The organism is Pseudomonas sp. 13B_3.2_Bac1, from assembly GCF_025466205.1.
GTDB lineage: Bacteria > Pseudomonadota > Gammaproteobacteria > Pseudomonadales > Pseudomonadaceae > Aquipseudomonas > Aquipseudomonas fluorescens_H.
On the sequence record NZ_JANLOG010000032.1, the window covers coordinates 1 to 24,890 of the forward strand.

22 protein-coding genes and 4 tRNA genes are annotated in these 24,890 nt (G+C 58.8%); 18 read left to right on the forward strand and 8 right to left on the reverse strand.

From position 1 onward, the window contains the following. Positions 1 to 99: 99 nt before the first annotated feature. Positions 100 to 1,332 (reverse strand): serine/threonine transporter SstT, encoded by a 1,233-nt coding sequence (gene sstT, locus NTD85_RS04885; RefSeq protein ID WP_003223611.1) that lies wholly within the window; start codon positions 1,330 to 1,332, stop codon positions 100 to 102. A 334-nt stretch (positions 1,333 to 1,666) separates the two neighbouring features. Here sstT and NTD85_RS04890 point away from each other — a divergent pair, with 334 nt between their 5' ends. Then, positions 1,667 to 2,830 carry an MFS transporter gene (locus tag NTD85_RS04890; protein ID WP_003223612.1) on the forward strand — a complete coding sequence of 388 codons (1,164 nt, stop codon included), beginning with the start codon at positions 1,667 to 1,669 and terminating at the stop codon, positions 2,828 to 2,830. Here NTD85_RS04890 and nhaR read toward each other — a convergent pair. Continuing rightward, positions 2,825 to 3,724 carry a transcriptional activator NhaR gene (gene nhaR, locus NTD85_RS04895; RefSeq protein ID WP_045122374.1) on the reverse strand — a complete coding sequence of 300 codons (900 nt, stop codon included), beginning with the start codon at positions 3,722 to 3,724 and terminating at the stop codon, positions 2,825 to 2,827. The two genes, NTD85_RS04890 and nhaR, sit on opposite strands and share 6 nt — an antisense overlap. A 229-nt stretch (positions 3,725 to 3,953) precedes the next feature. Between nhaR and NTD85_RS04900 the strand changes: the two genes are divergently transcribed. Together NTD85_RS04900 and NTD85_RS04905 are read left to right on the forward strand one after the other, a co-directional pair. Next, positions 3,954 to 4,196, forward strand: coding sequence for a hypothetical protein (locus tag NTD85_RS04900; protein ID WP_003223614.1), 243 nt, complete (start codon positions 3,954 to 3,956; stop codon positions 4,194 to 4,196). Positions 4,197 to 4,225: 29 nt separating this feature from the next. Continuing rightward, positions 4,226 to 4,975 (forward strand): TerC family protein, encoded by a 750-nt coding sequence (locus NTD85_RS04905; protein ID WP_103484112.1) that lies wholly within the window; start codon positions 4,226 to 4,228, stop codon positions 4,973 to 4,975. 73 nt (positions 4,976 to 5,048) lie between these two features. Here NTD85_RS04905 and NTD85_RS04910 read toward each other — a convergent pair whose 3' ends face one another. After that, positions 5,049 to 5,204, reverse strand: coding sequence for a hypothetical protein (locus NTD85_RS04910; RefSeq protein WP_410017530.1), 156 nt, complete (start codon positions 5,202 to 5,204; stop codon positions 5,049 to 5,051). 246 nt (positions 5,205 to 5,450) lie between these two features. Here NTD85_RS04910 and NTD85_RS04915 point away from each other — a divergent pair, with 246 nt between their 5' ends. The 3 genes from NTD85_RS04915 to NTD85_RS04925 all read left to right on the forward strand — a co-directional run bounded on the left by NTD85_RS04915 (position 5,451) and on the right by NTD85_RS04925 (position 6,625). After that, complete coding sequence (locus tag NTD85_RS04915; RefSeq protein ID WP_201138180.1) at positions 5,451 to 6,122, forward strand: peptidase C39 family protein; 672 nt, start codon at positions 5,451 to 5,453, stop codon at positions 6,120 to 6,122. Positions 6,123 to 6,211: 89 nt separating this feature from the next. Next, positions 6,212 to 6,418 (forward strand): DUF6021 family protein, encoded by a 207-nt coding sequence (locus NTD85_RS04920; RefSeq protein ID WP_201138179.1) that lies wholly within the window; start codon positions 6,212 to 6,214, stop codon positions 6,416 to 6,418. A 12-nt stretch (positions 6,419 to 6,430) separates the two neighbouring features. Beyond that, on the forward strand, positions 6,431 to 6,625 hold the full coding sequence (locus NTD85_RS04925) for a hypothetical protein (protein WP_003223623.1): 195 nt from the start codon (positions 6,431 to 6,433) through the stop codon (positions 6,623 to 6,625). A gap of 151 nt (positions 6,626 to 6,776) precedes the next feature. Here the strand turns inward: NTD85_RS04925 and pbpG are convergent, their stop codons facing one another. Continuing rightward, positions 6,777 to 7,715, reverse strand: a complete 939-nt coding sequence (pbpG, locus tag NTD85_RS04930; protein ID WP_003223625.1) for a D-alanyl-D-alanine endopeptidase — start codon at positions 7,713 to 7,715, stop codon at positions 6,777 to 6,779. 229 nt (positions 7,716 to 7,944) lie between these two features. Further along, positions 7,945 to 8,799: a bifunctional methylenetetrahydrofolate dehydrogenase/methenyltetrahydrofolate cyclohydrolase FolD gene (gene folD / locus NTD85_RS04935; RefSeq protein ID WP_003223627.1), complete on the reverse strand. Its 855-nt coding sequence runs from the start codon at positions 8,797 to 8,799 to the stop codon at positions 7,945 to 7,947. 275 nt (positions 8,800 to 9,074) lie between these two features. On the opposite strand from folD, the gene NTD85_RS04940 reads away from it, so the two are divergent. From NTD85_RS04940 to NTD85_RS04985, 10 genes are all read left to right on the forward strand, one after another. Next, positions 9,075 to 9,151, forward strand: a tRNA-Arg gene (locus NTD85_RS04940). 32 nt (positions 9,152 to 9,183) lie between these two features. Continuing rightward, positions 9,184 to 9,259: transfer RNA gene (locus NTD85_RS04945), tRNA-His, on the forward strand. A 58-nt stretch (positions 9,260 to 9,317) separates the two neighbouring features. After that, positions 9,318 to 9,402, forward strand: a tRNA-Leu gene (locus tag NTD85_RS04950). A gap of 76 nt (positions 9,403 to 9,478) precedes the next feature. After that, positions 9,479 to 9,554: transfer RNA gene (locus NTD85_RS04955), tRNA-His, on the forward strand. Positions 9,555 to 9,952: 398 nt separating this feature from the next. After that, a complete protein-coding gene (gene tig / locus NTD85_RS04960) occupies positions 9,953 to 11,263 on the forward strand; it encodes a trigger factor (protein WP_003223629.1) in 1,311 nt (436 codons plus the stop codon). A 92-nt stretch (positions 11,264 to 11,355) separates the two neighbouring features. After that, positions 11,356 to 11,991 carry an ATP-dependent Clp endopeptidase proteolytic subunit ClpP gene (gene clpP, locus NTD85_RS04965; RefSeq protein WP_003223631.1) on the forward strand — a complete coding sequence of 212 codons (636 nt, stop codon included), beginning with the start codon at positions 11,356 to 11,358 and terminating at the stop codon, positions 11,989 to 11,991. 112 nt (positions 11,992 to 12,103) lie between these two features. After that, positions 12,104 to 13,387 (forward strand): ATP-dependent Clp protease ATP-binding subunit ClpX, encoded by a 1,284-nt coding sequence (gene clpX, locus NTD85_RS04970; protein WP_003223632.1) that lies wholly within the window; start codon positions 12,104 to 12,106, stop codon positions 13,385 to 13,387. Between the two features lie 161 nt (positions 13,388 to 13,548). Beyond that, positions 13,549 to 15,945: an endopeptidase La gene (lon, locus tag NTD85_RS04975; protein ID WP_003223634.1), complete on the forward strand. Its 2,397-nt coding sequence runs from the start codon at positions 13,549 to 13,551 to the stop codon at positions 15,943 to 15,945. A 147-nt stretch (positions 15,946 to 16,092) separates the two neighbouring features. After that, positions 16,093 to 16,365 (forward strand): HU family DNA-binding protein, encoded by a 273-nt coding sequence (locus NTD85_RS04980; RefSeq protein ID WP_008077714.1) that lies wholly within the window; start codon positions 16,093 to 16,095, stop codon positions 16,363 to 16,365. A gap of 236 nt (positions 16,366 to 16,601) precedes the next feature. After that, on the forward strand, positions 16,602 to 18,473 hold the full coding sequence (locus tag NTD85_RS04985; RefSeq protein ID WP_262141571.1) for a SurA N-terminal domain-containing protein: 1,872 nt from the start codon (positions 16,602 to 16,604) through the stop codon (positions 18,471 to 18,473). 560 nt (positions 18,474 to 19,033) lie between these two features. Here the strand turns inward: NTD85_RS04985 and NTD85_RS04990 are convergent. Next, a complete protein-coding gene (locus NTD85_RS04990; protein WP_262141572.1) occupies positions 19,034 to 20,230 on the reverse strand; it encodes an MFS transporter in 1,197 nt (398 codons plus the stop codon). Positions 20,231 to 20,350: 120 nt separating this feature from the next. Here NTD85_RS04990 and NTD85_RS04995 point away from each other — a divergent pair, with 120 nt between their 5' ends. Continuing rightward, the gene (locus NTD85_RS04995; protein WP_262141573.1) at positions 20,351 to 21,250 is read left to right on the forward strand and encodes a LysR family transcriptional regulator; all 900 of its coding nucleotides are present in this window, start codon (positions 20,351 to 20,353) and stop codon (positions 21,248 to 21,250) included. Positions 21,251 to 21,342: 92 nt separating this feature from the next. Further along, a complete protein-coding gene (locus NTD85_RS05000; RefSeq protein WP_201138176.1) occupies positions 21,343 to 22,239 on the forward strand; it encodes a DUF2242 domain-containing protein in 897 nt (298 codons plus the stop codon). 388 nt (positions 22,240 to 22,627) lie between these two features. Here NTD85_RS05000 and NTD85_RS05005 read toward each other — a convergent pair whose 3' ends face one another. Both NTD85_RS05005 and NTD85_RS05010 read right to left on the reverse strand, forming a co-directional pair. After that, complete coding sequence (locus NTD85_RS05005) at positions 22,628 to 23,668, reverse strand: AraC family transcriptional regulator (protein ID WP_103486572.1); 1,041 nt, start codon at positions 23,666 to 23,668, stop codon at positions 22,628 to 22,630. A 3-nt stretch (positions 23,669 to 23,671) separates the two neighbouring features. Beyond that, entirely contained in the window at positions 23,672 to 24,802 is a 1,131-nt protein-coding gene (locus NTD85_RS05010) for a nitrilase-related carbon-nitrogen hydrolase (RefSeq protein ID WP_262141574.1), read from the reverse strand. Positions 24,803 to 24,890 lie beyond the last annotated feature (88 nt).

Here is a 24,890-nt window from a genome sequence, read left to right on the forward strand (position 1 = left end):
GTTTTTTGTAGGAGTGAGCCTGCTCGCGATAGCGGTGTGTCATACCGAGACGATGTGACTGACACACCGCTATCGCGAGCAGGCTCACTCCTACAGGGGTTATGCGGTGCGTTGGGCTTTCGCTTCTTCACCCAGGCAAGCCGCCGCCGTAAATAGCACATCGGTGGACGAATTCAGCGCAGTCTCCGCCGAATCCTGCAACACGCCAATGATGAAGCCCACCGCCACCACCTGCATGGCAATCTCGCTCGGAATGCCGAACAGGCTGCACGCCAGCGGAATCAGCAGCAGCGAACCGCCGGCCACGCCTGAGGCGCCACAGGCACAGATCGCCGCGACGACGCTGAGCAGGATCGCGGTCGGGATGTCCACGGCAATGCCCAGCGTGTGCACCGCCGCCAGGGTCAGCACGGTAATGGTGATCGCCGCGCCGGCCATGTTGATGGTCGCGCCCAGCGGGATCGATACCGAGTAGGTGTCTTCATGCAGGCCCAGACGCTTGCTCAGTTCCAGATTGACCGGAATATTCGCCGCCGAGCTACGGGTGAAGAAGGCGGTGATGCCGCTTTCGCGCAGGCACTTGAGGGTCAGCGGGTACGGGTTGCGACGCAGTTTCCAGAACACGATCAGCGGGTTCATCACCAGCGCGACGAACAGCATGCAGCCCAGCAGTACGGCCAGCAGGTGCGCGTAACCGATCAGCGCGCCGAAGCCCGAGGTCGCGAGGGTCGAGGCCACCAGACCGAAAATGCCCAGCGGCGCGAAACGAATCACTACGCGCACGATCAGCGTCACGCCGTTGGACAGGTCGCCGAGCACTTCGCGGGTGGTGTCACCGGCGTGGCGAATGGCAACGCCCATGCCGATCGCCCAGGCCAGAATGCCGATGAAGTTGGCATTCATCAGGGCGCTGACCGGATTGTCGACCACGCTCAAAAGCAGACTTTGCAGCACCTCGGCGATGCCGCCCGGCGCGGTGACTGACACGTTGTCGGTGGACAGCACCAGATGCGAGGGGAATGCCATGCTGGCGACAACCGCGACTACGGCTGCGGCGAAGGTGCCGAGCAGGTACAGGAACAGGATCGGTCGAATGTGCGTTTCCTGACCGTGCTTGTGATTGGCAATCGACGCCATCACCAGCACGAACACCAGAATCGGCGCCACGGCTTTCAGCGCCGAGACAAACACTTTGCCGATGAACGCCGAGCCTTTCGCCGCTTCCGGAGCGAACAGCGCCAAGGCAATACCGGCAATCAGGCCGATCAGGATCTGTGTGACCAGGCTGAGGTTTTTCAGGCGTTGCAGGAGAGAAGGGGATGAAGCAGTCATAACGGCATCTCTGTTTTTATACGGTTCAGGGTTGCGTGAAACCGGTGATACATCGGGGGCAGGTCACCGGCACGAAACGAAAGGGCTGACGCGATATCAACGCCATTAAACTGGTCGTTGATCAGGGTGTACGTTTTTCGGGGCGCGGACTTTATCACAGGGCAGGCGTTATCCTTCAGGCCTGTGACGATCTGCCACCGGATTGATCGGCAAGTCGGCAGGTTTGTGCAAGTCAGCCCGGAAACACTCTGTTAAGATTCGCCATCCTCATTTTCATAGTCTGCCAGCGGGCCTCTCGGTCATCGCTGGTGTCGTCGTTTTGCTGGAGTTGCTCATGCTGTTGCCCATTCTTCTGTTGTCCGCCGCCGGCTTCACGGTGCTGACCACGGAATTCGTCATCGTCGGCCTGTTGCCGGCAATCGCCCGAGACCTGGCGGTGACCATTCCGCAGGCCGGTCTGCTGGTGACTTTATTCGCTTTCACCGTGGCGATGTTCGGTCCATTCTTGACCGCGTATTTCGCCCGCTTCGAGCGGCGCAAGCTGTTCATCACCATTCTGATCATGTTCGGCCTGGCCAACACGGTGGCGGCGCTGGCGCCGAACATCTGGGTCATGGCGATCGCCCGGTTGATCCCGGCGCTCGGTCTGCCGGTGTTCTGGGCCTTGGCCAGTGAGACGGCGGTGGACATCGTCGGCCCGGATTACGCTGGCCGTGCGATTGCCAAGATCGGCTTCGGCATTGTTTGCGCGACGGTGTTCGGTATTCCGGTGGGCACGTTGATTTCCGATGCATTCGGCTGGCGCAGCGCGTTCGCGATTCTGGCGGTCATCGCTTTCGCCAAGGCCTTGTTGCTGTTTGTGTACCTGCCGAAAACCAGCCTGCACCAGCATCAGGTCAGCTTCGCCTCGCAGTTCAAGATCCTGCGCAACCCGCTGATGATCGGCCATGTTGTGTTGTCGATTCTGGTGTTCAGCGGCATGTTCACGGCCTACACCTATCTGGCCGACATTCTCGAACGGCTGGCCGGTTTCAACGGCACGGTGGTTGGCTGGTGCCTGATGGGCTTCGGTGCGGTCGGGCTGATCGGCAACTCGCTGGGCGGCCGCGCCGTGGATCGACATCCGCTGGGCGCTTCGGTGCTGTTCTGCGCGTTCATGATTGCCGGCATGGTGTCGCTGGTGCCGAACATTCATTCGACGGTGGGACTGGCGGTGGCCATGGGCATCTGGGGCATCACTCAGGCTGCGCTGTTCCTGGTCAGCCATGTGCGTCTGATGAAAGCCGCGCCGCAGGCACCGGCGTTTGCCGCTTCGTTGAATATCGCCGGGGCCAATCTCGGGATCGGCCTGGGCGCGATGATCGGCGGTCGGGTGATCGACAGTGCCGGCCTCGGCTTTCTGGGGTTCGCCGCTGCCGGATTCATTCTGTTGTCGGTGTTCCTCGCCATGGTGCTGATGACGCTCAAGCCGCGCGAAGAGTGCGCGCAGGCTTCATAACGCCGTAAACAGCTCGCGTCGGGCACCTTCGGTAATCGCAACGATGCCGGGGTGCTTGACCTTGCGCTCCACCGAAATGGCATAGAACGACTCAGTCACCGCGTCGGTCTGGCCAATCACTTCGACGCCGTACTGGCGTCTGACTTCATCGGCAATCACGCTCGGACCGATGAAAATCCCGCTGCCCGATTGGCCGAAGGCCTGCATCAGGGCGCTGTCATCGAACTCCCCGACGATTCGCGGCTGGATCTGCTGCTCGGCGAACCAGCGCTGCAAACGGCTGCGCACCACGGTTTCCGCCCCGGGAATCAACAGCGGTGCGCCGTTGAGGTTGCGCGGAAAATCCTCCCCGTATTGCGCCGCAAGTTCTGCGGTGGCGAAGAAACTGATCCCGCATTCGCCAAGCTTCTGGCTGTAGCCCTTGATGTCGAGGTGCGACGGCATCGGGCTGTCGGAAATCACCAGGTCCAGACGCTGGATCGCCAGATCCGCCAGCAGACGTTCGAGTTTGTCCTCGCGGCAGGTGATGCGCAGCGGCTCGTTCAGCTCCATGGTCGGTGCGATCAGTCGATAGACGATGGATTTGGGCACCACATCCGCCACGCCGACGCGAAACAGGATCTGCTGTTCATTGGGCTGGGCGCGCAGCATCAATTCCAGCTCGCCGCCCAGCTGGAACATCTGCTCGGCGTAGGGCAGGGCCTGACGTCCGGCCTCAGTCAGCTCAAGCTGCCGGCCGACCCGTTGAAACAGTTCAATGCCGTAGGTTTGTTCGAGCAGCGAGATCTGCCCACTGATGGTTTGCGGCGTCAGGTTGAGTTGCTCGCAGGCACGCACGATGCTGCCGGTCTTGGCGACCACCCAGAAGTAATGCAGTTGTCGGTAATTCAGCATCCGCCGCGTCCCCCTTTGTCGGAGCTGCCGCAGGCTGCGATCTTTGATTTTTTCAAGCAAGATCAAAAGATCGCAGCCTTCGGCAGCTCCTACACTAATTGTCATAGTTCGTTAAAGCCGAAGTATAGCCGATAAAAATACGAATTTTCCTGAAGTGTTTGTCTCCCTAGAATGCCCAGCCATCGACGGGCGGTCTGTGACCCTGTCTGTTCATTCGAAGGAAAGCCTCATGAAATACACAATCCCTGCATTGATGTTTACGTCTTTACTGCTTATGGCCGGTTGCGATCAGGCCGAGAAAAGCGCCCAGCAATTGATGGGCAAGGCTGCCGAAAGCGCCAAACAGGCAATCGACGATACGCACAAAGCTGCTGAACAGGCGCTCAGTGACGCCACCGGCGGCCTGATCGAGAACAAAGAAGCACCGGAAAAAGATGCGGAAAAATCCGAATCGTCCTCCAAGAACATCTAAACCGTCATACGAAGAGTCAGGACTGACCCATGGAATATCTGTTAGAACTCGCCGCCAGCCCCGCCGCCTGGGTTGCTTTGGCCACACTGGTGGTGATGGAGATCGTGCTCGGCATCGATAACCTGATCTTTATTTCGATCCTGACCAACAAACTGCCCGTGCAACATCGGCAGAAGGCGCGTCGAATCGGTATCGGCATGGCGCTAATCCTGCGTCTGGCCCTGTTGAGCACCATCGCCTTCATCGTGCAGTTGACCGCCCCTGTGCTCGAAATCATGGGTCAGGCGTTCTCCTGGAAGGACATGATCCTGATTGCCGGTGGTCTGTTCCTGGTGTGGAAAGCCACGACCGAGATCCATCACAGCATGGACCCGGCGCCGGAAGACCCGAAAACCGCGACATCGACTGTGACTCTGGGCTTCGCTGCCGCGATCGGTCAGATCCTGATGCTGGACATGGTGTTCTCGATCGACAGCATCATTACCGCGGTGGGCATGACTGAACACCTGCCGATCATGGTAATCGCGGTGGTGGTGTCGGTGATGGTGATGCTGTTTGCGGCTGAGCCGCTGGCCAAGTTCATCAACGACAACCCGACGGTGGTGATGCTGGCGCTGGGCTTCCTGATCATGATCGGCATGACGCTGATTGCCGAAGGCTTCGGCGCCCACGTACCGAAAGGTTATGTGTATGCGGCGATGGCGTTCTCGGCAGCGATTGAAGTGCTGAACATGATGTCGCGCCGGGCGAAGCAGAGGAAACTGGCTGAGCAGGCGTAATCGCTGACCAGCCAAAAGCCCCCTGAACCGTTTGAGTTCAGGGGGCTTTTTTATGGAGGAAGGTTTTGGGCTTTCAGTGCGCGGTCGCGTGGCGTGCGTTGTGCTTTTGCGGTTTCTCGACCGCCACAGGCGGCAGCGGATGATGGTGGCGCCGGGCGATGCGCAGCACGCCCCACAACATGGCGGTGGCCACAGCCAGCCAGCCGGCAATCAGCATTACGATAGTCATGGTCAGGCTCATCAGTGCCTCCTCTTTGCCCTGCATCGGGCACCCACTTTTTTCATTTCAGTCTTTTTCACTGACAGTCTAGTCATTGGCGTGTTTCAAGCTATTGACCAAAGGTCGGTGGTGACCAATCACTTTGCTCTATGTAAGCACTGCATCTGCCGTTTAAGGCTATACCGCTGACCTGTGTCGACCTATGATCGGGGCTTTGCCGGAACAAGATGACCGGCGTCTGAACAGAGAGCGATGATGGGCCAGGTATTTTCTCGAATTCGTGCGGCATTGCTGGTAGCCGGTTGCGCGGCGGTGTTGGCAGGGTGTGCGGGCAGTGTGGCGCCGCAGGTCAAGCGCTTGCCGGAGCGGGTCGAGCTCAGTGGTACGTTTTATCGCGGCGAGGCTAATCAGAGCGGGCCGCAGGTGTTGGCGAGCCTGTTGTCGCAGCAGGGCATCGTGATCACCCCGGGTTTGCTGGAAAAGCCGCTGCATCTGCCGGGCGCCGAAGACAAGTTGCAACAGAACCTGCAGAGCCTCGCGCGTGAATACGGGATGGTCGTGTACCCGCTGGACAGCAACCTGCCAGCCTTGCTGACCCAGGTCGCGGCCGGCTATCCGGTGATGGTGCGATTCAGCGAGGGTTCGGCCTTCTGGGCTGAACCGCGTTACGCAATCCTCTCCGGTTACGACCGACGCAAGCAGAAAGTATTGTTGCGCGCCGGCATGAACCATCGCGAATTGATGAGTTTCAGTTCCTTTGAGTCGGCGTTCGAGAAGTCGGGCGGCTGGGCGGTGCTGATCCAGAAACCGTCGCAGATTCCCGCCGAAGTCGACCGTCAACGCTGGCTCAAGGCTGCGGACGAGCTGGCGCAGGCAGGGCAGGAACGTGAAGCTGCGCAAGCTAAAAAGGCGCTGGCAGCACATTAAACTTCCGTTCGTCATCTGCCGGGCACCCTCACGCCCGGCACGCCTCTTAATGATAGAGCCCGAATTGGCGGGTGATTCAGGAGGCGAGCATGGCAGATTCCCCATCCCCTAAAGGCCCGCACTCGAGCGAGCATTCCTCTGGTCACGAACTGGGCTTCGACCCGGACTCGCCGGACCTCGACGATCCGCAGGTCGATCCGGTTGGCCCCGCGAAGGCGCCGAAGGACGTGGAGTCCGGCGAAGACAGCAAGCGCCCGGCCAAACCCTATGACCCGTTAGCCGATCTGAAACCTTGAAGTGAGGTGCGTATGAGTACCGATTCCAGTTTCGACGATAAACATCCGGACAGTGTGCCGACTACGCCCGAGGAAGAGCTGGACCCCGTGCTGGACCCGGACAGCCCGCTGCGTGATCCGCTGGCGCGGCCTAATGTGATGACACCAGATCCGAGCGCTGGTGACGGCATTCCGGACGACGACAAAATGCCGTTACCCAATGATTGAATAACGGGTATTCAACAGCTGGCTGAATACCTCTGTGGCGAGGGAGCTTGATCCCGCTGGACTGCGCAGCAGGCCTTTTCTTGTTAAAAAAGAAGGTCCGCTACGCGCCCCAGCGGGAGCAAGCTCCCTCGCCACAGTTGAGTGCGTCGTTTTACTTGGAGGCTTCGACCACGCCGCTCTGGCGACCCTTGAGGTTTTTCTCCGCCTTGTATTGTTGCGCCACCGCCGGCACGTTGGTACTCCTGCCGGTTTCCATCCAGCTGCGGATACGGCTTGCGTCGGCGAAGTGGGTGTACTTGCCGAACGCATCGAGAATCACCAGAGCGACCGGACGGTTGCTCATCCGCGTCACCAGCACCAGGCAATGGCCCGCCGGGTTGGTAAAGCCGGTTTTGGTGATCTTGATGTCCCAGTCGGCCTTGTTCACCAGATGGTCGGTGTTGCGAAAACCCAGCGTGTAATTGGGTTTGCGGAACGACACGGTTTTTTCCTTGGTGGTGGTCAACTCGCTGAGGATCGGATGCTTGCTCGCGGCCACCAACAATTTGCTCAGGTCGCGGGCGGTGGAAACGTTGCGTTCCGACAAACCGGTCGGCTCGACATAGTGAGTGTTGGTCATGCCCAGCGCTTTGGCCTTGGCATTCATTGCCGCGATGAACGCGGCATAGCCACCCGGATAATGGTGGGCGAGGCTGGCGGCTGCGCGGTTTTCCGAGGACATCAGGGCAATCAGCAACATCTCGCGACGCGGCAGTTCGCTCTTGAGTTTGACTCGGGAGAACACGCCTTTCATTTCCGGCGTGTGGCTGATGTCGACGTCGATCCATTCGTCCATGTTCTGGTGCGCCTCGACCACTACCAGGCCAGTCATCAACTTGCTCACCGAAGCGATCGGCACGATCACATCCGGGTTGCTCGAATAGATGACTTTATTGGTCTGCAAATCCATAAGCAGGGCGCTGCCGGAGGCGATCTTCAGTTGCGAAGCGTCGCGCGGCGCGGCGGTGGTTTCAGCGGCGTTGACGGTTGGCGTGACGAATGTGCCTGAAAAAGCGAAAAACAGGCTCAGGATCGAAAGACGAATTTTCACGCGGGCGAACTCATAAAGGTTGGATATTCCGTTATTTTGTAACGGGTTATTTCTTAGAAACGGCGCATTTTAGGAGTATGGCTGAAGAACTGTCGATGGTTGTTTGAATGACCTGAAAATCTCGTGAAAAGGCCTGTGAAAAGAGGGGTTTCCGTCGAACGGTTAGAGTTTTTTCTCAGGAACAAAAAACCCCGCACAGGGCGGGGTTCTTTTATTGCGAAAAAACGTCTCAGGCGTGCAGGGTTTCTGCCGCGTAGAGGGTGTTTTCCAGCAGGCAGGCACGGGTCATCGGGCCAACGCCGCCCGGTACCGGAGTGATCCAGCCGGCGCGGGGCAGGGCGGTTTCGTACACCACGTCACCGACCAGCTTGCCGTCGTCCTGACGGTTGATGCCGACGTCGATCACGATCGCGCCTTCCTTGATCCACTCGCCCTTGACCAGACCTGGCTTGCCGGCGGCTACCACTACCAGATCGGCACGACCAACGTGGCCGGCCAGATCCTTGGTGAAGCGGTGCGTGACGGTCACGGTGCAGCCGGCCAGCAGCAGTTCCATCGCCATCGGGCGACCGACGATGTTGGACGCGCCAACCACCACCGCATCCAGACCATAAAGGTCAACGCCGGTGCTTTCCAGCAAGGTCATGATGCCTTTCGGAGTGCACGGGCGCAGCAGCGGAATGCGCTGGGCCAGGCGGCCGACGTTATAAGGATGGAAACCATCGACGTCCTTGTCCGGGCGGATGCGCTCCAGCAGTTTGGAGGCATCCAGGTGCTCCGGCAGCGGCAATTGCAGCAATACGCCGTCGATGGCCGGGTCGTCGTTGAGGCGATCGATCAGATCGGTCAGTGCTTCTTGAGTGGTTTCGGAAGGCAGGTCGTAGGCTTGAGAGAGGAAGCCGACCTCTTCACAGTCTTTACGCTTGTGCGAGACATAAACCTGAGAGGCAGGATCGCTGCCGACCAGGATCACCGCGAGGCCGGGAGTGCGCAGGCCTTGCTGGCGACGCTCGGCAACTCGTTGGGCGATCTGCTGGCGCAGGCTGGCGGCGATCGATTTGCCGTCGATTAGTTGTGCAGTCATTGCGCGTGATTAACCATCGAGAGGGGAAAAAAAGAGAACGCATTCTCGCATGTCAGGCGGTGAGGGCAAAGGCGCTTGGTCAGCAAATTCCCCTAACTCCTTTAATTAAATGAATTTTTTTCAAAAAAGATTTGACGACCTAAAGGTCGCTCTATACTATTCGTCGCACTTGTCGGGCACAGCCTAGCACTGGTTAAGAAGGTCGAGCGGAATTACGGTTCTGCGAAGCTGGAAAGCACTTAGTTTGTAGTCCTCCAAGGGTACAGATTAACAAGGCGCCCGTAGCTCAGCTGGATAGAGCATCCGCCTTCTAAGCGGATGGTCGCAGGTTCGAGTCCTGCCGGGTGCGCCATTAGGCAGCTTTGGCACAAGTAACGCGATATGGTGGGCGTAGCTCAGTTGGTAGAGCACGGGATTGTGACTCCCGTTGTCGTGGGTTCGATCCCCATCGTCCACCCCATATTTCGAAAGGCGCCAGATGTAACAGTCTGGCGCCTTTGCTTTAAAAAGCTTCATCTGCGGATGTGGTGGAATTGGTAGACACACTGGATTTAGGTTCCAGCGCCGCGAGGCGTAAGAGTTCGAGTCTCTTCATCCGCACCAATTAAAGCTTCATTCATGCCGCAGGCCTGATGAAGTTCAGCAAAGAAGTTGAATGGCTTTTTTGTGACGCGATATGGTGGGCGTAGCTCAGTTGGTAGAGCACGGGATTGTGACTCCCGTTGTCGTGGGTTCGATCCCCATCGTCCACCCCATATTTCGAAAGGCGCCAGATTTAACAGTCTGGCGCCTTTTTTGTTTTACGGCTTGTGGTTTGTTGCGCTGGGTTTCGGCTCGAAGGGCAAGGCGTTTCGTCGTGTTCATGGGCTTGCGGCCAGCGTGCCGACCACCGGCCATGTTCGCAGGATCGGCCGTCAGGGAGATGGCTCGCGGTCTCTTCTATATATAGAAGCGGTTGAAGCAGAGCCCTGGCGTGATGGTCTTTATTCATCTTCGGGGTGGAGTGCATTGATGCATTCACACCTATAAATGGCCTGCTGTTTTTTTACCCGTTTTCAGTAGGGTGACTTCTTGAGTTTGACCCACTAGAATGCATGCCCTTGATTCTGGGGTCGGAAACGGCCGGCTAACGTCTGTGCAACGAGGAATATCCATGCAAGTTTCTGTTGAAAATACTACTGCTCTTGAGCGCCGCATGAGCGTCACCGTGCCGGCTGAGCGCATTGAGAGCCAGGTCAACAAGCGTCTGCAGCAGACTGCCCAAAAGGCCAAAATTGCTGGCTTCCGTCCAGGCAAAGTGCCAATGAGCGAAATCAAGCGCCGTTTCGGTGCTGACGCTCGTCAGGAAGCTGTTGGTGATGTCATCCAGTCCTCCTTCTACGAAGCTGTGGTTGAGCAGAAGCTGAACCCTGCCGGTTCGCCTTCGATCGAGCCTAAGTCGCTGGAAGCTGGCAAGGACCTGGAATACGTTGCCGTATTCGAAGTGTTCCCTGAGTTCACCGTTGCCGGTTTCGACGGCATCACTGTCGAGCGCCTGAGCGCTGAAGTGGCTGACGCTGATCTGGACAAGATGCTGGACATCCTGCGCAAGCAGAACACCCGTTTCGAAGTGGCCGATCGTGCCGCTCAGAACGAAGACCAGCTGAACATCGATTTCGTTGGCAAGGTTGACGGCGAAGCATTCGCTGGCGGCTCGGCCAAAGGTACTCAGCTGGTGCTGGGTTCGGGTCGCATGATCCCGGGCTTCGAAGAAGGCCTGGTGGGCGCTAAAGCGGGCGAAGAGCGCGTTCTGAACCTGACCTTCCCAGAGGACTATCAGAACCTGGACCTGGCTGGCAAAACCGCCGAGTTCACCGTGACTGTAAACACCGTTTCCGAGCCAAAGCTGCCAGAGCTGAACGAAGAGTTCTTCGCTCAATTCGGCATCAAGGAAACCGGTCTGGAAGGCTTCCGCACCGAAGTTCGCAAGAACATGGAGCGTGAGCTGCGTCAGGCCATCAAGTCCAAGGTAAAAAATCAGGTTATGGACGGTCTGCTGGCCACCAACCCGATCGAAGTGCCTAAGGCTCTGCTGTCCAACGAAGTTGACCGTCTGCGCGTGCAGGCTGTTCAGCAGTTCGGTGGCAACATCAAGCCTGACCAACTGCCGGCCGAGCTGTTCGAAGAGCAAGCCAAGCGCCGCGTAGTGCTGGGTCTGATCGTGGCTGAAGTGGTCAAGCAATTCGACCTGAAGCCTGACGAAGCCCGCGTTCGCGAAATGATTCAGGAAATGGCTTCTGCTTACCAGGAGCCTGAGCAGGTTGTGTCCTGGTACTACAAGAACGAGCAGCAACTGAACGAAGTCCGTTCGGTTGTGCTGGAAGAACAAGTTGTGGATACTGTTCTGCAGAAAGCTAGCGTGACCGACAAATCGGTCTCTTACGAAGAAGCGGTCAAGCCGGTAGAAGCTCCAAAAGCCGACTGATTGTTTTTGCGTTAAGAAGTACACACATAAGCCAGCCTTCGAGCTGGCTTATGCGTATTCAAGACATAACTATTTGGGAGTGACTGCAGAGCATGTTCCGTAATTCGTATATTCAGCAGAACTCTGATATCCAGGCCGCCGGCGGCCTGGTCCCGATGGTTGTCGAGCAATCTGCTCGTGGCGAGCGCGCCTATGACATCTACTCGCGCCTTCTGAAGGAGCGTGTAATCTTTCTGGTGGGTCCTGTAGAGGACTACATGGCCAACCTGATCTGTGCGCAATTGCTGTTCCTTGAAGCGGAAAACCCGGACAAGGACATCCATCTCTATATCAACTCCCCGGGCGGTTCGGTGACAGCGGGCATGTCGATCTACGACACCATGCAGTTCATCAAGCCAAACGTATCGACGACCTGCATTGGTCAGGCGTGCAGCATGGGTGCATTCCTGCTGACGGCCGGTGCTCCTGGCAAGCGTTTCTGCCTGCCGAACTCGCGTGTGATGATTCACCAGCCACTGGGCGGTTTCCAGGGTCAGGCTTCGGATATCGAAATCCATGCCAAGGAAATCCTCTTCATTCGCGAGCGTCTGAACACGCTGATGGCCAAGCACAGCGGTCGTACCCTTGAAGAAATCGAGCGCGACACCAATCGCGACAACTTCATGAGTGCAGAAGCTGCGAAGGAATACGGCCTGATCGACGAAGTCATCAGCCAGCGTCCTGCGTAAAATAAGCAGCTCAAAATAAGGTTGGTCGGCAGGTCCGACCACCAGCGGGCTTGAAAAAGCCCGCAATAGCCTTCATCTTGTGTTGCAAGCCTATCGGATTTGGATCGAACGAATGACTGACACCCGCAACGGCGAGGACAACGGCAAGCTGCTCTATTGCTCCTTCTGTGGCAAAAGCCAGCATGAAGTACGCAAATTGATTGCCGGCCCCTCGGTCTTTATCTGCGACGAGTGCGTCGACCTGTGCAATGACATCATCCGTGAGGAGGTGCAGGAAGCCCAGGCCGAAAGCAGCGCGCATAAATTGCCTTCGCCTAAAGAAATCAGCGGCATCCTTGATCAGTATGTAATCGGTCAGGAGCGTGCGAAAAAGGTTCTGGCCGTAGCGGTGTACAACCACTACAAGCGCCTGAATCAGCGTGACAAGAAGGCTGACGACGTCGAACTCGGCAAGAGCAACATCCTGCTGATCGGCCCGACAGGCTCCGGTAAAACCCTGCTGGCCGAAACACTGGCTCGCCTGCTGAACGTTCCGTTCACCATCGCTGACGCAACCACCCTCACCGAGGCCGGTTACGTAGGTGAAGATGTCGAGAACATCATTCAGAAATTGCTGCAAAAGTGCGATTACGACGTGGAAAAGGCCCAGATGGGCATTGTCTACATCGACGAAATCGACAAGATTTCCCGCAAGTCCGACAACCCGTCGATCACCCGCGATGTTTCCGGTGAAGGCGTGCAGCAGGCCTTGCTCAAGTTGATCGAAGGCACGGTCGCTTCCGTTCCGCCGCAAGGTGGCCGCAAGCATCCGCAGCAGGAATTCCTGCAGGTCGACACCCGTAACATCCTGTTCATCTGTGGTGGTGCGTTCTCCGGTCTGGAAAAGGTTATTCAAAACCGTTCCACCAAGGGCGGCATCGGTTTCAACGCAGAAGTACGCAGCAAGGAAGAAGGCAAGAAAGTCGGTGAATCCCTGCGTGAAGTCGAGCCTGACGATCTGGTCAAGTTCGGTCTGATCCCGGAATTCGTCGGTCGTCTGCCGGTGCTTGCGACGCTGGACGAGCTCGACGAGGCTGCGCTGATGCAAATCCTCACCGAGCCGAAAAATGCTCTGACCAAACAGTATGCCAAGCTGTTCGAGATGGAAGGCGTGGATCTGGAGTTCCGGACCGACGCCCTGAAATCGGTCGCCAAGCGTGCCCTGGAACGCAAAACCGGTGCTCGTGGCCTGCGCTCGATTCTCGAAGGTGTGCTGCTCGACACGATGTACGAAATCCCCTCGCAGTCCGAGGTGAGCAAAGTCGTCATCGATGAAAGCGTGATTGAAGGCAAGTCCAAGCCACTGTATATCTACGAAAACAGTGAGCCGACGGCCAAGGCAGCGCCGGACGCGTAAGCGTCCACACTGCCGGAACAAAGAAGGGGCCTTCGGGCCTCTTTTTTTATGTCGTTTTTTACATCCGCTTAGCGCTTGTTTTTTTTCAAGGCAGCCCCCATCTTGGTTTCAAGCTTAATTCCATCTGATTACGGCCATATGGCCGCCGTAGAGGCGAAATCATGAAGACAACCATCGAATTGCCTCTCCTGCCATTGCGCGATGTCGTGGTTTATCCGCACATGGTTATCCCGCTGTTCGTGGGGCGCGAGAAATCCATCGAAGCCCTCGAGGCCGCGATGACGGGCGACAAGCAGATCCTGCTGCTGGCCCAGAGAAACCCGGCTGACGATGATCCCGGTGAAGACGCTCTCTATCGCGTAGGTACGATTGCTACTGTGCTGCAGCTGCTGAAGCTGCCGGATGGCACGGTCAAGGTTCTGGTCGAAGGTGAGCAGCGCGGCGCTGTAGAGCGCTTCAGTGAAGTCGACGGGCATTGCCGCGCCGAAGTCTCGCTGATCGATGAAGTCGATGCCGCCGAGCGCGAATCCGAAGTGTTCGTGCGCAGCCTGCTGTCGCAGTTCGAACAATATGTGCAGTTGGGCAAGAAAGTCCCGGCTGAAGTCCTGTCATCGCTCAACAGCATCGATGAGCCTGGCCGCCTGGTCGACACCATGGCCGCGCACATGGCGCTGAAAATCGAGCAGAAGCAGGAAATTCTCGAAATCATCGATCTGTCGGCCCGGGTCGAGCACGTGCTCGCGTTGCTGGATGCCGAGATCGATCTGCTGCAAGTCGAAAAACGCATTCGCGGCCGCGTCAAAAAGCAAATGGAGCGCAGCCAGCGCGAGTACTACCTGAATGAGCAGATGAAGGCCATTCAGAAAGAGCTCGGCGACGGTGACGAAGGTCACAACGAAATCGAAGAGCTGAAAAAGCGCATCGACGCTGCCGGTTTGCCAAAAGATGCCCTGGCCAAGGCCACCGCCGAGCTGAACAAACTCAAGCAGATGTCGCCGATGTCCGCTGAAGCCACCGTGGTGCGCTCCTACATCGACTGGCTGGTGCAGGTGCCGTGGAAGGCACAGAGCAAGGTACGCCTCGACCTGGCGCGTGCTGAAGACATTCTCGACGCCGATCACTATGGCCTTGAAGAGGTCAAGGAACGCATCCTTGAATACCTCGCCGTGCAGAAGCGCGTGAAGAAGATTCGTGGCCCGGTGTTGTGCCTGGTCGGTCCTCCTGGCGTGGGTAAAACCTCGCTGGCGGAGTCGATTGCCCACGCCACCAACCGTAAATTCGTGCGCATGGCCCTTGGTGGCGTGCGTGACGAGGCGGAAATTCGTGGTCACCGCCGGACCTACATCGGTTCGATGCCGGGAAGATTGATTCAAAAGATGACAAAAGTGGGTGTGCGCAACCCGCTGTTCCTGCTCGATGAAATCGACAAAATGGGCAGCGACATGCGTGGCGACCCGGCGTCGGCGTTGCTGGAAGTGCTTGATCCGGAGCAGAACCACAACTTCAACGATCACTATCTGGAAGTCGATTACGACCTGTCCGATGTGATGTTCCTGTGCACCTCGAACTCGATGAACATCCCGCCGGCACTGCTGGACCGGATGGAAGTCATTCGCCTGCCGGGCTACACCGAAGACGAAAAGATCAACATCGCCGTCAAGTACCTGTCGCCGAAGCAGATTGCCGCCAACGGTCTGAAGAAGGGCGAGCTGGAATTCGACGAAGAAGCGATTCGCGACATCATCCGTTACTACACCCGCGAAGCCGGTGTGCGTGGCCTCGAACGTCAGATCGCCAAGGTCTGCCGCAAGGCCGTCAAAGAGCACGCGCTGGAAAAACGCTTCTCGGTAAAAGTGACAGCTGATCTGCTGGAGCATTTCCTCGGCGTGCGCAAATTCCGTTACGGTCTGGCTGAGCAACAGGACCAGATCGGTCAGGTGACTGGCCTGGCGTGGACGCAGGTGGGCGGCGAACTGCTGACCATCGAAGCGGCTGTGGTGCCGGGTAAAGGTCAATTGATCAAGACCGGTTCGCTGGGCGATGTAATGGTCGAATCGATCACTGCCGCGCTGACTGTTGTACGCAGCCGTGCCAAGAGCCTGGGCATTCCTCTGGACTTCCACGAGAAGCGCGACACCCACATTCACATGCCGGAAGGGGCGACCCCGAAGGACGGCCCTAGCGCTGGTGTGGGCATGTGCACGGCACTGGTGTCGGCATTGACCGGGATCCCGGTACGCGCCGATGTCGCCATGACCGGCGAAATCACTCTGCGTGGTCAAGTGCTGGCAATTGGTGGTCTGAAGGAAAAACTGCTCGCGGCTCATCGCGGCGGAATCAAGATTGTGATTATTCCGGAAGAGAACGTGCGCGATCTGAAGGAGATTCCTGACAATATCAAGCAGGATCTGCAGATTAAACCGGTTAAATGGATTGACGAGGTCCTGCAAATTGCGCTGCAATACGCGCCGGAGCCCTTGCCGGATGTGGCTCCGGAGATAGTTTCCAAGGACGAAAAACGTGAGTCTGATTCAAAGGAAAGAATTAGCACGCATTAATCCGTTTTTGCCTGGGGGGCTTCCTTGACAGCTTTTTAGAGCCCTTGTTATAAAGCGGCTCTTAAGTGTCTGTAGGCCATTCAGCACTGTTTTTGCTTTCACCAAAAAACTTAGAATCATCTCAAAATAGATATAAGGGGACTTAGAGTGAACAAGTCGGAACTGATTGATGCTATCGCTGCATCCGCTGATATCCCGAAAGCTGCTGCTGGCCGTGCGCTGGACGCTGTAATCGAATCCGTCACTGGCGCTCTCAAGGCTGGCGACTCCGTTGTTCTGGTTGGTTTCGGCACTTTCTCCGTGACTGATCGTCCAGCTCGCGTTGGTCGTAACCCACAGACCGGCAAGACGCTGCAAATCGCTGCTGCTAAAAAGCCAGGTTTCAAAGCCGGTAAAGCACTGAAAGAAGCTGTCAACTAAGTTAGTTTGTTTCAGGTTTTTACCCATCCGGGTCGGGGTCAAGCCTGACTTGGCAGCGGAGCGGTAGAGCAGGTCGCTGGAACAGCCGCCTGTTAAGCCGGGATCGAGGGTTCGAGCCCTGTCCGCTCCGCCAGTTACGAGAAGGCGCATCCTCGGATGCGCCTTTCTTCTATCCGGATTCTACCCACGCTCCACGGTTGCCTAATTTTTGAAGTTCAACCGTTTCTGGGGGACGCATGCTGCAGAATATCAGGGACAATTCACAAGGCTGGATTGCCAAGACCATTATCGGGGTCATCGTTGCACTGATGGCTTTGACCGGTTTCGATGCCATTTTCAAGGCCACTACGCACTCCAACGATGCGGCCAAGGTCAATGGTGAAGAAATCAGCCAGAACGAGCTGAGCCAGGCCGTTGACATGCAACGTCGCCAGTTGATGCAACAGCTGGGCAAGGACTTCGATGCTTCCTTGCTTGACGAAAAAATGCTCCGCGAGTCGGCCCTCAAGGGCCTGATCGATCGCAAGCTGCTGCTGCAAGGCGCAGAACAATCGAAATTCGCTTTCTCCGAAGGCGCACTGGATCAGGTGATCCTGCAGACCCCTGAATTCCAGGTGGACGGCAAGTTCAGCTCCGAGCGCTTCGACCAGGTGATCCGTCAACTGGGCTACTCCCGTATGCAATTCCGCCAGATGCTGGCTCAGGAAATGCTGATTGGTCAGTTGCGCGCCGGTGTTGCCGGCAGCGGCTTCGTCACCGACGCCGAAGTGCTGGCATTCGCCCGTCTGGAAAAACAGACCCGCGACTTCGCTTCGTTGAACGTCAAGGCCGATCCGGCCGCGGTCAAGTTGACCGACGATGAGGTCAAGGCTTACTACGACGAGCACGCCAAGGAGTTCATGACTCCTGAGCAGGTGGTTGTCGACTACGTCGAGCTGAAGAAGTCCTCGTTCTTTGACCAGGTTGCGGTCAAGGACGAAGACCTGCAGGCGGCGTATCAGAAAGAGATCGCCAACCTGTCGGAGCAGCGTCGCGCGGCGCATATCCTGATCGAAGTCAACGACAAGACGACCGACGCTCAGGCCAAGGCGAAGATCGAAGAAGTCCAGGCGCGTCTGGCCAAGGGCGAGAAATTCGAAGCGCTGGCCAAGGAGTTCTCGCAGGACCCGGGTTCGGCCAACAATGGCGGTGACCTCGGTTTCGCAGGTCCTGGCGTCTATGACCCAGCCTTCGAAAAAGCCCTGTACTCGTTGAACAAGGACCAGGTGTCCGAGCCGGTGCGTACCGATTTCGGTTACCACCTGATCAAGCTGCTGGGTGTTGAAGCGCCGGAAGTCCCGACCCTGGCCAGCCTGAAAGACAAGCTGACCCGCGAGCTGAAGACCCAACAGGTCGAGCAGCGTTTCGTCGAGGCGACCAAGCAACTGGAAGACTCGGCGTTCGAAGCGTCTGACCTGGCCCAGCCTGCGGCAGATCTGAAACTGACTGTGCACACCTCCAAGCCATTCGGCCGCGAAGGTGGCGAAGGCATCGCGGCCAACCGTGCTGTGGTGGCCGCTGCATTCAGCCAGGAAGTGCTGGAAGAAAATGCCAACAGCACCGGCATCGAGCTGGATCCGGAAACTGTGGTCGTGCTGCGCGCCAAGGAACACCTGAAGCCTGAGCAACTGCCGCTGGAAGCTGTCAACACTGCTATTCGTGCCCAGCTGACCAAAGAGCATGCCAGCGCTGCGGCCAAGACCAAGGCTGAACAGTTGATCGCCAGTCTGCGTGATGGCAAGACTCCGCTGGACAAGGCGGTTGATGGCCTGAGCTGGAAGGTTGTGACGGCGGCGACCCGTGCTCAGGAAGGCATTGATCCGACTGTGCTGCAGGCGTTGTTCCGCATGCCGAAACCGGCGGCCAAGGACAAACCGACGTTCACCAGCGTGACCTTGCAGGACGGCAGTCTGATGATTGTGCGTCTGAATGGTGTCAACGAGGCGGTGGCGCCGACTGAGGAAGAGAAGGCTCAGTACCGTCGCTTCCTCGCGTCGCGTGAAGGCCAGCAGGACTTTGCGGCGTTCCGTAAGCAGTTGGAAAGCCAGGCTGATATCAAGCGGTATTGATGTTTGACTGAGTGGTAGCAGGAAAGCCCTGACCTTATGGTCGGGGCTTTTTTTTATGGTTGGGATTTGGGTGTATATCCGTTGCTTCGGGTGCTGCGGCTGGCGGTTTCGCCCTTACGGCGAGTCACTTTGGCAAACGCCCCAAAGTAACCAAAAGTCTGGGCCCCTGCGTTCGGCCCTCGCTTAGGCTCGGGTTCCTTCGCTCCGGGATTCATCCGGGGGCATCGCCTCCGGTTTGCTTCGCTGCACCTCCTCTCGATGTGTTCGACTGCGTCGAACGGTCGCTGCGCTCCCACCCCCGGATAAATCCCTCCACTCAGCCTGCCGATGGGGCCGGCACGGCAAGATCAAGAGCTTTCGGCGAGCTGACACTCGGCCATTTGAGTGGGGCGGCTTCGCCGCATGCGGGGCACGCTTTCTAAACTGTAGGAGCCAGCCAGCCTGCTGGCGAAGGCGGCCTGACAGCCGACCAACCTCTTACTGATGTACTCGGCCCCACTGTGGGAGCGGGCTTGCTCGCGAAGGCAGCCTAGCAGCCACCCACTCCCTCACAGTCCCAATCAAGCCAACCCATTCCCCCGCGCCCTGAGCGCCGCATACAAAGTCAAAACCAGCAACCCCACAACAATCCATGGAAACGCGCCAACCCCCAGATTCCCCAGCAGTAATCCCCCCACCAGTCCGCCGCCGGCGATCCCGACATTCCACAGCGTTACCAGCATCGACTGCGCCGTATCAGCAGCCTCTCCAGCGGTTTTCGCCGAAGCTGTCTGCAGCAGCGAAGGCATCGCACCGAACGCCAGGCCCCACACGGCGACGGCGATGTACACCACGGTCGCCGATTCTCGCCACAGGCCCAAGGCGATGGCGGAGAGCATGAACAGCAGCGTGCTGATCAGCACCAGCTCGCGCAGCCAGTGGTCGATCAGGCTGCCGACGATCCACAGGCTCAGCACCGACGCCAGGCCAAATACCAGCAGCACGCGGTCGATATCGCCGCCAAGCCCCGACGGTTGCAGGAACGGCGCGATGTAGGTGTACAGCAGGTTGTGAGCAACCACGTAGGACAGGGTCACAAACAGTACCGGTCGCACGCCGGGCAGGGTGAAGACCTGACGCAGGGGCAGTTGTTTTCCTACGCGCTCGCCGGGGAAGTCCGGCACTTGCCAGCGCACCCAGGCCACCAGCAGCAGCGTCAGTGCGGTCATGATCGCGAAGCTCAGGCGCCAGCCAACCATCGTGCCGAGCAACGTTCCCGCCGGGATGCCCAGCGACAGTGCAAGCGGCGCGCCCAGCATGGCGACGGTGATGGCCCGGCCTTGCAGGTGGGGCGCAACCATGCGGCTGGCATAGCCTGCCAGCAATGCCCAGAGCAACCCGGCGAAGACCCCGGCCAGCAGTCGTGCGATCAAGGTCAGCCAGTACAGCTCTGACAGGGCGGTGATGCTGTTGGCGATGGCGAAGCCGCCGATGGCTGACAGCAACAATGGGCGCCGGCGCCAGCTGCGGGTGGCGATGGTCAGCGGAATGGCGGCGAGCATCGAACCAATGGCGTACAGCGTGACCAGTTGGCCGATCAGCGCTTGCGAGACATTCAGCCCAGCGCTCATCTGTGGGAGCAGGCCGGCGGGCATGGCTTCGGTCAGCACGGTGATGAAGCCGGCGGTGGCCAGGGCCAGCAGGGCGCCGAGGGGCAAGCGTTCGGGTTCTTCAAGTGCATTGTCGAGGCCTGGTGAGGTGAGTTGTGCGTCGTTCATGATTCAGCGTCCATGTGCCGAAGGGGATGAAGGCCATAGGCTAGGGCGCTGCGCATTGGAGAAAAATGGGTTACGGTTCCGAACATATCGGACACGGATGTCGTGAATGGGAGGAGTGGAATGGACAGCCTGGGCAGTATTTCGGTGTTTGTGCAGGTTGCCGAGACCCGCAGTTTTACCGAAGCGGGGCGGCTGCAGGGCGTGTCGTCTTCGGCGGTCGGCAAAAGTATCGCGCGGCTGGAGGCGCGACTTGGCGTGCGGCTGTTTCATCGCACGACTCGCAGCATCACCCTGACCAGCGAGGGTGCGCTGTTCCTCGAGCGCTGTCGCAAGATTCTCGCCGAGGTGGAAGCCGCCGAGTTCGAACTGTGCAATTCCGCGTCGCAACCCCATGGCAAGTTGCGTATCAGCCTGCCGCAGGTGCATGGACTGGTGATGCCGGTGATGAACGAGTTCATGGCGCTGTACCCGCAGATCGAGCTGGATCTGGACCTGACCGATCGCATGGTCGATGTGGTCGAGGAGGGCTTCGACGCAGTGATTCGCACCGGCAAGCCTCGGGATTCACGGCTGATGGCGCGGCCCTTGGGTGATTTTCACATGGTGCTGGTGGCGAGCCCGCTGTATCTGCAGCAACGTGGCATGCCGCAGATCCCAGCCGATCTGGCGGATCACGCCTGTTTGCGGCATACCTTTCACGCCACCGGCAAACTGGAACCGTGGCCGTTGATCCGCGAGGAAAGCGCACCTGAAGCGCGTCTGCCGACCCGACTGGTCAGCACCTCTATCGAAGCCGTCAGCCATGCAGCCATTGCCGGCATGGGCATCGCCTGCCTGCCGGACTTCATGACCCATGAGGCGGTGGCGCAGGGGCGCTTGCAACGGGTGCTGGATGCTCATCTGCAACACGTCGGTCAGTTCTGGGTGTTGTGGCCGTCGAGCCGCCATGCAACCGCCAAATTGCGGGTATTTATCGATCATTTATCGACGCGGCTTTTTCCCGACGCTCATCCTCGGTAAAGTTGTAACTGTTTTAAGACACTAATCCGTGCGCCGCGGGGCCGCGATCTGTTGCACAATACGCCCCGGACCGTTTTCCCTCAGGATGTTTAATGTTGATTTCAACTCCCATGCGTGTCGTTGGGTTGGCGCTGTTGTTGACCGCTGTGGCCGGCTGTTCGAAAGACAAGCCGATCTATGAGCATGAGAATTTCGACGATTCCGGTACGTATTCTCGCAATTACCCGGTTGCCGATGTCGCCAGTTGCGAGGCGGCCCGTCGTGCGCTGCTCAGCCAGGGCTACATCATCACCAGCAGTGACCCGAAACTGGTCAGTGGCCACAAGAGCTTCCAGCAGACCGGTGAAACCCACCTGGAGATCAGCTTCAACGTGGTCTGCGCCGAAGATGGCAGTGCCAAGCACCATGCCACAGTGTTCGCCAACGCCTTGCAGGATCGCTACGCGCTGAAGAAGACCAACAACTCCGCCAGCCTCGGAGTCGGCGTGTTGGGTTCGGTGTCGATGCCGATCGGTTCCTCCGATGATTCGATGGTCAAGGTCGCCAGTGAGACCGTGACCTCGCAGAAGTTCTACGAGCGATTCTTCACCCTGGTCGAACTGTTCCTGCCGGCGGATGCGAAGAAAGCCGCGCACATCGAAGAAAAACCCAAGACCGACCTCGGCGTGCCGGAGCCGAAGCCTGCCGCTGTAGCGCCGGCAACCCCGGCTACCCCGGCACCGGCGGTAGAGACAACGCCTGCGCCGCCGCCAGCCGGGATTGTCGAGCCAGCCCAGACCACGGCGCCGGCAGCCCCAGCAGCGACCCCAGCGCCGGCCCCGGTTGCACCGACGCCAGTGGGTTCCGAACCTGTGGTGCCGCCTGCCGAGCCCGCGCCGATCACCCCGGCACCGAGTGCTGAACCTGCTCCGGCTACCGAAACGATCACGCCGCCGGCCAACCCGACCAATATCCCGCCGCCGTCCGAGCCGATTCCGGCGATGCAATAAGCTGCGCGCAGCCCTCCTGTGGGAGCGGGCTTGCTCGCGAAAGCGGAGTGTCAGTCAATGTATATGTTGATTGACACTCCGGCTTCGCGAGCAAGCCTGCTCCCACATTTGTTTTGTGGTGTACTCAACTCTCGTTACATTCCCCCGACAAAAATCCCGCGATAAATTCCTGACCACCTGCTACGTTTTATTTCATGAAGGAAGGGTTTCACTTTTCCTTCACACGGGCACGTTATGCTCGAAGCATTGGTTATTTGACCGGGCTATTTTTCAAGCGAGCAGCAGGGGGATGACACGATGGATGACTATCAAGAAGAACTGCTCGAATACCAGGCCTTTGAACTCGATCAGCCAGAACCGGCAGAAGACGCCACCGAGCTGTAAGGCGTCAGGCGGTTTTGCGGTGACTGCGGCGAAACTCGCCAGGGGTCTGACCGCTCCAGCGTTTGAAAGCGCGCTGAAACGCCTCGGCTGAAGCAAAGCCCAGCAGGTAGGCAATTTCGCCGAACGCCAGTTCGGTGTCGCGGATGTAGGTCATCGCCAGATCACGGCGGGTGTCATTGAGGATCGCGCGAAACTGCGTGCCTTCCTCGGCCAGTTTGCGCCGCAACGTCCAGGTCGGCAGCTTCAGACGCGCCGCCACTTCTTCCAGGTCGGGTTCCCGGCCACCATTGAGCAACGGCCCCAACAGCTGAGTGATGCGTTCACGCAGACTGCGGGTGCGGGTCAATTGCTCCAGCTCCCGTTCGCACAACGCGAGCAAATGCTTCCAGGTGCTCGGGCAGTGCTCCGGGTTGCGCTGAGCGAGGCTGGTGAGGCTTAAGCGCAGTTGATTGCGTTCGGCGCCGAACTGCAGCGGGCAGTCGCCCAGAACGCTGTAGGCGTCGCGATAGGTTGGCTCGTCAAATTCGATTTCGATGCGTTCCGCTCGCAGTTGCTCGCGGCCGACGCTGGACAGCTGATGCAGCCAGCCAGCGATGATTGAATCCACCACAAAGCGGTTATAGGCGTTGTACGGGCTGATCGAATAGAAGCGCAGCCAGGCGCCATTCGCGTCTTCATGAAAACTCGACTGGCCGCGATAGTTGGAACCGTACAACGGCTCGAAGCGGATCAGGCAACGGGCGGCCTCGCGCACGGTCGGCGCCTGAGCGGCGGTGACCCCGGCGAGTCCTGCCTGACTCAAACGACTGAGCTGGCCCATGCGCAGGCCCAGAGCCGGGTCGCCGGTCAACTGAATCGCGCTGTGCCCCAGACGCATGTAGCGCGGGATCGACAGCCGCGCGCCGGCCTCGGCCAGTCGAGCGGCGTCCAGTCCGTATTGTTCCAGCAGCGGTTGCGGGTCGACGCCATGGCTGCGCACGGCATCGGCAAGGCTGTGGACGAAGCCAACCGACAGATCCCCAAGGCGCATCGGCATTGGTTTCATGGGTTACAACCAGATGTTCAGCAGACGCGCGCCACGGGCTTCGCCATCGGCGAATTGCTGGCCGTTGCTGCTGAGGAAGCTTTGTCCCGAACCGGGCTTGTCCCAGAACTGGCCGCGCAGGAACACACTCATCCCAGCAATCGCGCGACTGCTCGGCGGCTGCGCGGTCAGCGTCAGGCGATGCCAGGCCTGACCTTCACTGATTTCCCCGGGTTTGAGGCTGACCGAACCCGGTGTGCTCGAACCCTTGTAGCCGGCCCACGGCTGATTCCAGGCATCGTGACCGACGACGAAGGCGGGCACCGCCACCAGTTGCGCGCCTTGCTCGTCGAGTCGGCGATAGTTGTCGGGGTACCAGCTGTCGCTGCCGATCAGCACACCCAGACGCCCGGCCGGGGTCTCGATCACGTTGATCGCATGCTCGTCTTCGCTATTGATCACGTCGCGCTGTTCGAAAATCGGGTGCATCTGCCGCTGTGGCTGGCCCAGCGGCACACCATCACGGCCGAACACCACGCTACTGTTGAACAGCGCGCCGCTGCCGGGTTTGAGCTGGCCTTCGCGGATGCTCGGTTCGGGCAAGACGATAGAACCGGCCACCAAGGTCACGTGGAATTCCTTGGCCAGCCCGCCGAACAGCGCCTGGTAATCCTTGGCCATGGCTTTGGACTTCATGCGCAGGTGCGCGTCGTCGAGGCGATTTTCGCCCTTGGCAGTGAGCCAGGCGCGAGCAAATAGCAGCGGATTGCTCGCCGCCAGCCAGTTCATCGCTTCGACGAGAGTCGGCGCCTGGTACAGCTCGTCTTTTTCGCCGCTGATCATCAGCCAGGTACCGACATGCTCGGGCAGCACCACCACGGTTTTTTCGTTCAGCAGCCCCTGATCCTGCGCCTGCTGCAGATAAGACGCGAGTTTGCGGTGCAGGCGCTCGGGGCTCTGGTAGTCGGTAGGGAACAGTTCCGGCTGGATGCCCAGCAGGTTGCCTCGATCAGCTGGGGTGCCCTGATCGACCGCCAGTTTGATGCGCAGGTCCGACAGGTAATGGCCCGCCGGCCGGTCCGCCGCCCACATGGCGTAGGTGGTCAGGGCGGCAACGATGGCCATGGAGAAAAACAGGTACAGAAGTTTGCGCATGAAAACCAACAACAGCCGGGTACAGGGTGTGGCACCTAGGGTAGGGCGCATGCCGGCGCTTGCCAAGGGGCGCTGCGCATTTGGATCA